The following is a 9547-nucleotide window of genomic DNA, read 5'->3' as shown; positions in this document are numbered from 1 at the left end:
TCGCCGTCTCGACGCGTCGCTAAGGCCGCCTATGCGATTTTAGTCATCGTGATGTTTGTGGTGCTTGTGCTTGCCGTGCTTCTTCCCGTTCCCGTCGTCACGCCACCACCCGCCATCATCGTTCCATCCGCCATCATCGTTCCATCCGCCATCGTTCCCCCAATTGTATCCCCATCGCGGACCGCGGTACCGGTAGCACCAACAGTGCTTGTCGAGCCAATTGCCCGAGGCGCACCAGGGGAATGGAGCGCAGGGCGGCTGCGCATCGGCGAAGCTCGTCATGCCGATTAGAGCGGCAATAGCGAGTAAGAGTGTTTTCATCGGCCTCCACCATCGCTGCATTTCGGAGCTTGGCCAGAGAAGTTTGTGGCTACGACAATTCAACCGTGATCGTGATCTCAAGTTCCATCGACATCAAGGCCGCAGGCCGGCCGAACTCGGACCGACGCCTATGTCATAAGGAGCCACAGCCCGATGCCGATCAACGCCGCACTCCAGATGAGGTCGAGATTGATCCAGCCGCGGCGCAGGAAGTCGACCCCCGCCCATTGATAGACGATGAGCGCCACGATGCCGGTCGTGATGAGCATGGCGAGGCTGTGCACGATGACGGCGAGCGTCGCGATCCACAGCGACCCCGTCGCGGCCATGTGGTGGGCGTGTTCGCCGCCCTGAGCCATCGCCGCGCGCTCGAGCGGCATCAGAACCGGGATCAGCATGGCGCCGGCGCCATGTCCCGTCGCCATGACGAAGGACCACACCCCGAGCCCGAACAACCCGGTGCGGAGGCCGATATGCACGCGATGCCGGTGCCGGTACAGAAGATGGAACAGGCCCCAGGCAACGAGCAGCACGCCGGAGAAGATGCGGAACGCTTTCTCGTCGATCGTCATGCCGAGAAACACCACGGCATAGACCACGAGCGCGATGGCGAGCGCGTGCCCGAGCGCGATGGGAACGAGGGAGACGAGAACCACGCGGCGGCTCTGCCGGTAGAGGCCGAGCGCGACGGCGAACAACCAGCCCATGGCCGGGTTGAGCCCGTGAAAGGCCCCAAGCGCGATCAGAACAAGCCACGGCGAAGCGTCGGTCATTGTCTTTCCCTCGGGGAGAATATCGATCGGCTGTGGCTGGGCGTCCCCAGTCTCGGAACCCGCGTCAGCACCCTCCCATTGACTCCCTAACACGCCGCCTAAGAATCATCGCAGGAGGAAGCCTTTAAGGGGGAAACGCCATGGCGCCCAAAGGTAAAGCCAAATCGCCCGCTGAAGTCGGCACGAGCCCCGTTGCGTCACGGGGGTTGGGCGAGTTCTGGACCAAGGAGGATTGGTGGGCCGTCTGGCTCGGGCTCGGCATCGTCGTTGCGGCGATCATCGCCTATCTTTCAGGGGGTAGTATCAAGCCGATCGCGGTCAAGCCCGCAAGCTGGGACAGCTTCGCCACGCTCAAAGATCATTTCGCCGCGCAGTGGCCGTGGTACGTGGCCCAGTTCGCTCTGTGGGCCGCCGCCTTCGGCATAAGCGCCTGGACAATGGGCTTCAGGCCGGCCGAGTTCCTGCCCGCCTTCGCCTTCGTCTATCTCTTGTCGCTGATCATCTTCTCGATCGGCCAATGGAAAGAGGCCGGCATCTACAGCCTCGAGCCGCCGCTCGTGGCGCTCGTCGTCGGCCTCCTCATCGCCAATGTCGTGGCGCTTCCGTCCTGGATGGATGCCGGCTTCCGCGTCGAGTATTACATCAAGACCGGCATCGTCCTCCTCGGCGCGACGCTTCCCTTTACGCTCATCGTCTGGGCGGGTCCGCTCGCGCTCCTCCAGGCCACCATCGTCTCGGTGGTGACCTTCGCCGTGATCTTCTACGCAAGCCGCGCGCTCGGGCTCGATCGCAGGCTCGCGGCCTGTCTCGGAGCCGGAGGCGCGATCTGCGGCGTGTCGGGAACGATCGCCATGGCGGGCGCGGTGAAGGCCACCAAGGAGCAGGCCTCGATTGCCATTGCCATCGTGGTGTTCTGGGCCATCGTTATGATCTTCGTGCTGCCCTTCGCGGCGAAGACGCTCTCGCTCCCCGCCGTTATCGCCGGCGCATGGATCGGCAACTCCGAATTCGCCGATGCGACCGGGCTTGCCGCGGCGCAGGCCTATGGCGGCATGGCCGAGGCCTCGGGCGGCGCAATCGAGGGCACGACCGAGCACGCGCTTGCGAGCTTCACGCTGATGAAGGTGATCGGGCGCGACATCTGGATCGGGATTTGGGCCTTCGTGTTCGCGCTGATCTCGACCACCCGCTGGGAGGTCGAGGAGAGCGGCGCGCGACCGAGCCCGCGCGAGATCTGGTGGCGCTTCCCGAAATTCGTGGTCGGTTTTCTGATCGCCTCGGCGCTCGTGACGCTGATCGCCGCCGGCTACAGCTTTGCCGACTACAAGAAGCTGGTCGAGCCAAACCTCGTCGCGCCGATCAAGGATCTGCGCTCGTGGGCGTTCACCTTCTGCTTCCTGTCGATCGGGCTCACCACCCGCATCCGCGATTTCGCCAAGGTCGGCGCCAGGCCCTTCTTCGGCTTCACCGCGGGTGTCGTGGTGAACGTGATCCTCGGCTTCGTTCTGTCGGCGGTGCTGTTCAGGAGCTTCTGGATCGACCTCGTCGCGGCGCCCGCGCAGTAAGACGACGGCTTATAGGCCGAGCGCCTTCTTGGCCTTCGCGGTGACCGACCTGCGGGTCGAGAAGAATCCCTCCCAAGGATCGCTTTTCAGCCGCTTGAGGCGCGCCGGCAGCGTCAGGACCGAGTAGGGCGATGCGGCCTTCAGGCCCTTAAGCTCGTCCCAGCGGAGCGGGCAGGCGACCGGTGCGCCCTCCCTGGCGCGCGTCGAATAATTGACGATGGCCGAGCCGCCGCGCTGATTGCGGAGGTAATCGACGAAGATCTTGTCCTCGCGCGTCTTCTTGAGCGGGTTCGCCGTGTAGCGGTCGGGACGCGCCTCCACGAGCGCATCGGCCACCGCCTTGGCGAAGGCCTTGACCTCGGGCCAGCCGAGCTTCGGCGTGAGCGGCGCCACGATATGGAGCCCCTTTCCGCCCGTCGACTTGAGGAAGCTCGTGAAGCCCAGATCGTCGAGGAAGTCGCGCACCTCGACGGCCGCCGCCTTCAGCGTGGCGAGATCGAGCCCTTCGTCGGGGTCGAGATCGAACACGAGCCGGTCGGGCTCGTTGATGTGATCGAGCGACACGCCCCAGTCGTGGATTTCGAGCGTGCCGATCTGCACGAGGCCGAACAGGCCTTCCTCGTCGTCGATGTAGAGATAGGGCTTATTGGTCTCGCCCCCCGGAATCGGCACCTGCTTGATCGCCGGACTCATGCCTTTCATGGCGTGGCGCTGGAAGAAATGCTGGCCGCCGATGCCGTCGGGGCAACGTACCAGGCTGATTGGCCGCCCCGCGACATAGGGCAGGAGGAAGGGGGCGACCGCCTCGTAATAGCGGGCGATGTCGAGCTTGGTGAGGCCGCTCTTGGGGTAGTAGACCTTGTCGGGATTGGAAATCGTGATTCCGGCGAAGACTGGAGCCTTGGCCTTCTTCGTGAGCGTGGTCTTCGTCGTAGCCATACCCCACTCCTCATCGTCTGATTGCTCGCGACGCACCTCGCGCGCCGGCTTGTCCTCGCGGAGACCCTTGAAACTCGGATGGCGGAGCCTGCCGTCGCGCGTGCGCTCGGCGAAGGCCACCTCCGCGACAAGCTTGGGCTCGAGCCACACCGCGCCTTTACGCTCCGCCGCCGGCACCTCCTCGAACGGTGATGTCGCGCGCTCGAGCGGCTTGAACTTGCGCGCGAGCCTGTCGAAGTCGGCCTGTACGAAGCCGGTCCCGACCTTCCCCGAGTAAACCAACTTGCCGTCCTCGAAGCTCCCGAGCAGGAGTGAGGAAAAGGGCTTGCCCTTCACCTCGGAGCGGCTGTAGCCGCCAATGATGAGTTCCTCGCCCTTAAGGCACTTGATTTTGAGCCAGTCTTTGCTGCGGCCCGAGCGATAGAGCGAGTCGGCGCGCTTCGACATGATGCCTTCGAGACCGGCGCGGCAGGCCTGCGCGTAGAACTCCGGCCCCGAGCCTTCCACATAGTCGCCATAGACGAGATAGTTGGAGATGCCTTTCTCGGCCATCAGCCTGGCGAGACGCTTGCGCCGCTCGACGAGCGTCTTCTTGCGCCAGTCCTTGCCTTCGAGGTTGAGCAGATCGAACACGAAGTAGCGAATCGCGGGATGCGGCGTGTCGATGTGCTCCTGCAGCGATTTGAATTCGGTGATACCGGAGGGAAGCACGAAGGCGACCTCGCCGTCGATCATCGCGCTCTCGGCGGGAAAGCTCTGCATCGCCTGGGCGATCAGGGGAAAGCGTACCGTCCAGTCAAGCCCGCTCCGGCTGAACAGCGTGATCTCATCGCCCGCTTTGCGCGCGATGATGCGGTAGCCGTCATATTTCGCTTCGTGCAGCCAGGAACGCCCGTCGGGGGCCTCGGTGACGAGCGTGGCGAGCTCCGGCTCTACGAACGCCGGCCCTTTCGCACGGGGGACGCGACCCGCGGTTTTGCCGCGCGCGCTTTTTGCGCCGCGGGCTTGCGCACCGTTCGGCTTTTTTTTTGAGCCCGGTTCGAGGTCCACACGGCGGACTCGCCATGCAGAATCTGATCCATGGTGCGGCCGGTCTTCACGCTGGTGTCGAACTCCTGCGTGGGTTCGTTGCCATCGCCCGCGTACTCGTCGCGCTTCTTGATGAGGAGCCAGTTCTGCCGGCCGCGATCCTCCTTGCGCGGCTTCATGCGCACGAGCACATATTCGCCGTTCAGCCTCTTGCCATGTAGACGGAACTTGAGGTCTCCCTTGGCGAGGCCTTCGTCGGGGTCTCCGATCGGCTCCCAGGTGCCCGCGTCCCAGATCATTACCGGACCGCCGCCGTACTCACCCTTGGGAATGACGCCCTCGAAGCCGCCATATTCGAGCGGATGGTCCTCGGTCATGACCGCAAGGCGCTTCTGGCTCGGATCGAGACTCGGGCCCTTGGTGACAGCCCAACTCTTCAGCACCCCGTCATGCTCGAGGCGAAAATCGAAATGGGTGCGGGTGGCGGCATGCTTCTGGATGACGAAGCTGTTGCCCTTCGACTTGCCGCGCTTAGGCCCGGGCTCCGGAGTCTTGGCGAAGTCGCGCCGCGCTTTGTACTCGGCAAGCGGATCTTTCGCTTCGATACGCGCCATGGATTAGGCCGACTTCCGCTTGGGCGCGCTCTTTGCCGTCTTCTTGCCGCTCGCCTTGGCCGAGGCCGCCGCCCGCTTGGCCGGAGCCTTGGCGGGCGCAGCGCCCTTGCCCTGCTGCACGCTCTTCTTGAGCGCATCCATGATGTTGATGACTTTGGCGGTGCCGGGGATTTCGGTCGCGATCTCCGGCGCCCGCTTCTCGAGCTTGGCCTGGATCAACTCCCATACCGCCTCGTTGTACTGGTCCTTGAACTCCTCGGGCTCGAACTTGCCCGACTTACGCTTGATCAGTTCCTTGGCGAGATCGAGCGCTTCCTTGTCGACCTTGGTCTCCGCGATCTCCTTGAAGATGGGCTCGGCGGCGCGGACTTCGTTGGCATGGCGCAGGATTTCGAGCAGGAGCCCTTTGCCGAACGGCTTGATGGCGACGATGTTGCCGTGGCCGCGCAGGATGAATTGTCCGACGCCGATTTTGCCGGTGTCCTTCAGCGCCTTCTGGACGATCATGTAGCCCTCGTCGGCGAGCTCGCCGTCGGGCAGGAGGTAATAGGGCGTCTCGTAATAGCGGTCGTCGATCGCGCCCTCGTCGACGAAGCGCACCAGCTCGATGGTCTGCTTCGCCTCGAGCTTGAGATCGTCGATCTCCTTGGGGTCGATCAGGACGTACTTGCCCTTCTCGTATTCGTAGCCCTTGATGATCTCCTCGTTCTCCACGGGACCCACGCCCGGCGCGACCTTCTGGTAGCGGATGCGCTTCCCCGTGGGTTCGTGGATCTGATGCAGCTCGATGCGCCGCTCCGAGCTGGTTGCGGGATAGAGCTTGACCGGAATATTGACGAGCGAAAGCCGCAAATGGCCGGTCCAGAATGCGCGGGGTGCCATACTCGCTACTCCTCGGATGGCGGGAGGCCTGGACGGGTGGGGCTCCGCCGAAACAGAACGGGACCCGAACCCCAAGGGTTCCGGCCGGTTCGCCGGCCGCAATCCTTGGAGCTTGGGCTCATTTCTCTACCTTATAACCATTTTCCTTAAGCATGCGTTCGAGCGCGTCTGGGAATGAGAGCTTGATCGTCTGCCCTGGGCATTCGCCGTCGTCGTTGAGCGGCTTGTCGCAGGCTTCGAGCCCCCAATCCGAAGACTTGTCGTAGTAGGTAAGCATGAGCGCCCAGGCACCCTTGCTTTCGCCGAGCAGGCTCTTTTCGCCCACATAGCCCGCGAGGAAGCCGTTGGCGTCGGTTTCCTCCTCTGGCACCTCGCTGATCATCCCCTTGAGATAGGCGGCATGCGCCGGCTTGAACCGCTCTTCAGCGGTGATGTTCTTGACCTCGCCCTTGTCGATGCCGAACAGCTGGAGCGGCGCCGTCGAGCAGGCGTAGCAGGCGAAGGCGTAGAGGAAGGCGTTGTCGCGCGTCTCGAACTCGTAGCGTCCGTCGCCGTCGACATCGGCCGCGAGCAGAGGCCCGCCGTCGAACTCGCCGACGTCGATCGTCTTCCACCCGGACCCGTCGGCGGAGCTTGCCACTACGCTCGTCTGCGAACAGCAATGCGCCCCGCCGGTATAGAACGAGACGACGACTTCGGGCGTCTGGTTGGATGGATCGAGCTCGGCGATCTGAAGGCTCACCGGAGGATCGGCGTAGAACGTCTCTTCGCCCTCGAGCTTGGCCACCTCCTTGCCGTCGGCGAAGATGGTGACGATCGGGATGCGCGTGACCTCGCCGTCATCGCCCTTTTGTTCCGTGTAGGTGAGCGCGGCCTTTACCGTGCCTTGGGAAATTTCCTGCGGCTTGGGTGGGGTATCTTCCTCGCCGCCGCCGGCCTCGATCTTGGGCGCATCGTCCTTCGGCGTGACGTCGGGGGCACTGAGATATTTCGCGTCCTCCTGCTTGATGGCCTCGCCCATGGTCATCGCCGCAAGCGACTGACCGGAAAGGATAAAAACACCAGCGAGGCCGGCAAGAAGGGTGCGCGTGTAACGGGTTGCAGGCATTGTGAGACGGCCCTCTTGGGGTTGCCCTAGCCTTCGGGCACGCCGGAAATAGCACGAATTCCGCTGAACACTAACCATGAGAAGCTTCGCTTCCCAGTCCCTCGGCGCACATCACTCGGCAGACGCACGCTTCAATCTGTCTCGCACCAGGCGCTATTAGCTGTTTGCTTACCGTGGCAAATGTGCTTGCCTGCTGAAGCCGGAGGGCGGGGTCCGAGCGCTTTGGACGAAGCATGAACAGACTGAGCAAGAGTGTCGATTCATTGGCTCCCGCGACGGTCATCACCGGCGCCACGCATGGTCTTGGCCGCGCCTTGGCCGAGGAGTTCGCCCGCGGCGGGTATGATCTACTTCTCGTCGCCCGCGATGAGGTGGCGCTCAGACGGACGGCGCAAGAGTTGTCGGCCGCGTATCACGTAGAGGTGCGGACACTCGCCGCAGACCTCAGCACCGAGGAGGGCTGCGCCAAGGTCGAGGAGGCGCTCGAAAGTGCGGGCCTTTATGCGGAAATGTTGGTTAACAATGCCGCGCTGATGACCGCAGGGTTCTTCCAGGACCAGGATCCCGAGAAGCTCCGTAAGATCGCCGATCTCAACGTCAGCGCGGTGATCGACCTCACCCGCCGCCTCCTGCCTGGAATGATCGCGCGCCATAAGGGCGGCGTGCTCAACGTCGCCTCGGTCGAAGGTTTCATGCCCGTGCCGTATCAGGCGACCTACGCCGCGACCAAAGCCTTCGTGCTCTCCTTCACCCGCTCGCTCTCCTACGAGACGATGGGCACAGGCATCCGCATTTCTTCGCTCGCGCCCGGCACCATCGCGACCGGGATGCACGCCAAGGCTGGCGCCGAATATTCGCGCTACGTGCAGTACCTGCCGGCGATGAGCGCGGAGGACGTCGCCCGCATCGGCTACCGTAACTTCATGCGCGGGCGGAAGGTGATCGTGCCGGGCTTGTTCAACAAATTCGCCGCCTTGGTGGCGCCGTTCGTGCCGAAGCTTCTGCTCGTGCCGTTCGCCGGGCTCCTGTTCCGCGTGCGCGACGCCGAAGGCAATCTGCAATGGCCGCGCCCGCTGCCGAAGCCGGAAGCTTCTATGCCGCACGCCAAAACCAAGGCCGCCGAGAGACAGGCCAAGGCCGAAGCCGCCTCCAAGGACGCGCGGCGTATCGCGCGCTGAGGCGCAACTCCTCAGCCGCTCAGCTTTCCGATCCAGGCCGCGAGATCATCGAGCAGCTCCGATCTTACAACCGCGTCGGTCCCCTCGCTGCGCGCCGGGACATGGAAGGAATGATCGGCCTCCTGGAACAGCCTGAGGGTCGCCTTGGCACCGAGCTTCCGCACCAGTCGCTCCAACAGTTTGGTGTCAGCGAGGGCGTCGCGCGTTCCTTGAAGAAACAGCATCGGGATCGTGATCTGGAACAGATGTAGTGCGCGCTCATCCGACGGCTTTCCTGCGGGGTGAAGCGGAAACCCGAGGAACGCGAGCCCTAGAACGCCGGGCAACGGCGAGGTGGCCTCTGCCTGAGCGGTCATGCGGCCGCCATATGACTTGCCCCCGGCGACGAGGATGAGCCCCGGGACGAGGTTCGATGCTGCAAGCACGGCGGCGCGCACGGTCGCTTGAGCGACCTTTGGGGTGTCCGGGCGCTTCGAGCCCTGCTCCATATAGGGGAACTGATAGCGCAACGTGGCGACGCCGCGTTCGGCAAGTCCGTCGGCGATCGCCGCCATGAAAGGGTGCGTCATGCCGGCGCCCGCACCGTGCGCCAGCACGTAGCAGGCGCGCGCTTGCGAGGGCGCGATGAGGAGGCCGGACACCGTTCGCTTGTCGCCGACTGCGAAGCTCACGGCCTTGGGGCGGATCGCCGTCATGCCCGGGCCGTCACTGCGGAAGGCTCACCACTTCGTCCAGATCGTGCCGTCGTCCTGCTTGCAATAGCAGTGGCAGACGCGCTTGCTGAGATCGGGGTTGGAATCGCATTTCCGGTAGCATCTGCCCGACGCCCCGCCGCAGAATTTCATCACCGCCTGTTCGACCGGCAGCGCCGATGACACTGGCATGGGGCTGTTAGCATGCGGAGCCGTGGCGATGGCCACCGACACACCGAAAATCGAAAGACAGAACGCCAACCACACGCTGAGTCCTAGTTTGCACATGAATGCTTCCTCTTGGATGACGGCGAGGAGGCCGCGTCTCAGTCTCTTGGTCCTTTCCACTATACATTTGAGTTATCTGTCGAACCATCTCTACGCGGCCATTTCCGGGTTCTAGCGGCTGCTCATGTTGCGCGAGACTGGAACGGGGCAGGGACGCG

The 9547-nt window shown here is 63.7% G+C and carries 9 protein-coding genes and 1 pseudogene; 3 read left to right on the top strand and 7 right to left on the bottom strand.

The features are described 5' to 3' along the window. Window positions 1-291: pseudogene (locus tag VFB18_RS13665) on the top strand (hypothetical protein); the annotation flags it as partial. A 158-nt stretch (window positions 292-449) separates the two neighbouring features. Here the strand turns inward: VFB18_RS13665 and VFB18_RS13660 are convergent. Further along, window positions 450-1094 (bottom strand): hypothetical protein, encoded by a 645-nt coding sequence (locus tag VFB18_RS13660; protein WP_324976354.1) that lies wholly within the window; start codon window positions 1092-1094, stop codon window positions 450-452. Between the two features lie 140 nt (window positions 1095-1234). Between VFB18_RS13660 and VFB18_RS13655 the strand changes: the two genes are divergently transcribed. Further along, a complete protein-coding gene (locus VFB18_RS13655; RefSeq protein WP_324976352.1) occupies window positions 1235-2659 on the top strand; it encodes a YeiH family protein in 1425 nt (474 codons plus the stop codon). Between the two features lie 9 nt (window positions 2660-2668). On the opposite strand, the gene ligD is transcribed toward VFB18_RS13655, so the two are convergent. The 4 genes from ligD to VFB18_RS13635 form a co-directional block, all read right to left on the bottom strand. Next, window positions 2669-4648 (bottom strand): DNA ligase D, encoded by a 1980-nt coding sequence (ligD, locus tag VFB18_RS13650; protein WP_324976349.1) that lies wholly within the window; start codon window positions 4646-4648, stop codon window positions 2669-2671. Then, a complete protein-coding gene (locus tag VFB18_RS13645) occupies window positions 4531-5241 on the bottom strand; it encodes a DNA polymerase ligase N-terminal domain-containing protein (RefSeq protein ID WP_324976346.1) in 711 nt (236 codons plus the stop codon). The genes ligD and VFB18_RS13645 overlap by 118 nt, the downstream gene beginning before the upstream one ends. Before the next feature lie 3 nt (window positions 5242-5244). Continuing rightward, on the bottom strand, window positions 5245-6123 hold the full coding sequence (locus VFB18_RS13640; protein ID WP_324976343.1) for a Ku protein: 879 nt from the start codon (window positions 6121-6123) through the stop codon (window positions 5245-5247). Window positions 6124-6241: 118 nt separating this feature from the next. Next, complete coding sequence (locus VFB18_RS13635) at window positions 6242-7231, bottom strand: hypothetical protein (protein WP_324976340.1); 990 nt, start codon at window positions 7229-7231, stop codon at window positions 6242-6244. A gap of 233 nt (window positions 7232-7464) precedes the next feature. Between VFB18_RS13635 and VFB18_RS13630 the strand changes: the two genes are divergently transcribed. Then, entirely contained in the window at window positions 7465-8409 is a 945-nt protein-coding gene (locus tag VFB18_RS13630; protein WP_324976337.1) for an SDR family oxidoreductase, read from the top strand. Between the two features lie 11 nt (window positions 8410-8420). Here VFB18_RS13630 and VFB18_RS13625 read toward each other — a convergent pair whose 3' ends face one another. Both VFB18_RS13625 and VFB18_RS13620 read right to left on the bottom strand, forming a co-directional pair. Further along, window positions 8421-9104, bottom strand: coding sequence for an alpha/beta family hydrolase (locus VFB18_RS13625; protein WP_324976334.1), 684 nt, complete (start codon window positions 9102-9104; stop codon window positions 8421-8423). A 24-nt stretch (window positions 9105-9128) separates the two neighbouring features. Next, window positions 9129-9293 carry a hypothetical protein gene (locus VFB18_RS13620; protein ID WP_324976331.1) on the bottom strand — a complete coding sequence of 55 codons (165 nt, stop codon included), beginning with the start codon at window positions 9291-9293 and terminating at the stop codon, window positions 9129-9131. Window positions 9294-9547 lie beyond the last annotated feature (254 nt).

Origin of the sequence: Methyloceanibacter sp. (assembly GCF_035650995.1) — a bacterium.
Lineage (GTDB): Bacteria > Pseudomonadota > Alphaproteobacteria > Rhizobiales > Methyloligellaceae > Methyloceanibacter.
The sequence above is the reverse complement of the archived record's forward strand: the minus strand, read 5'-3'. Positions and strand labels throughout refer to the sequence as shown.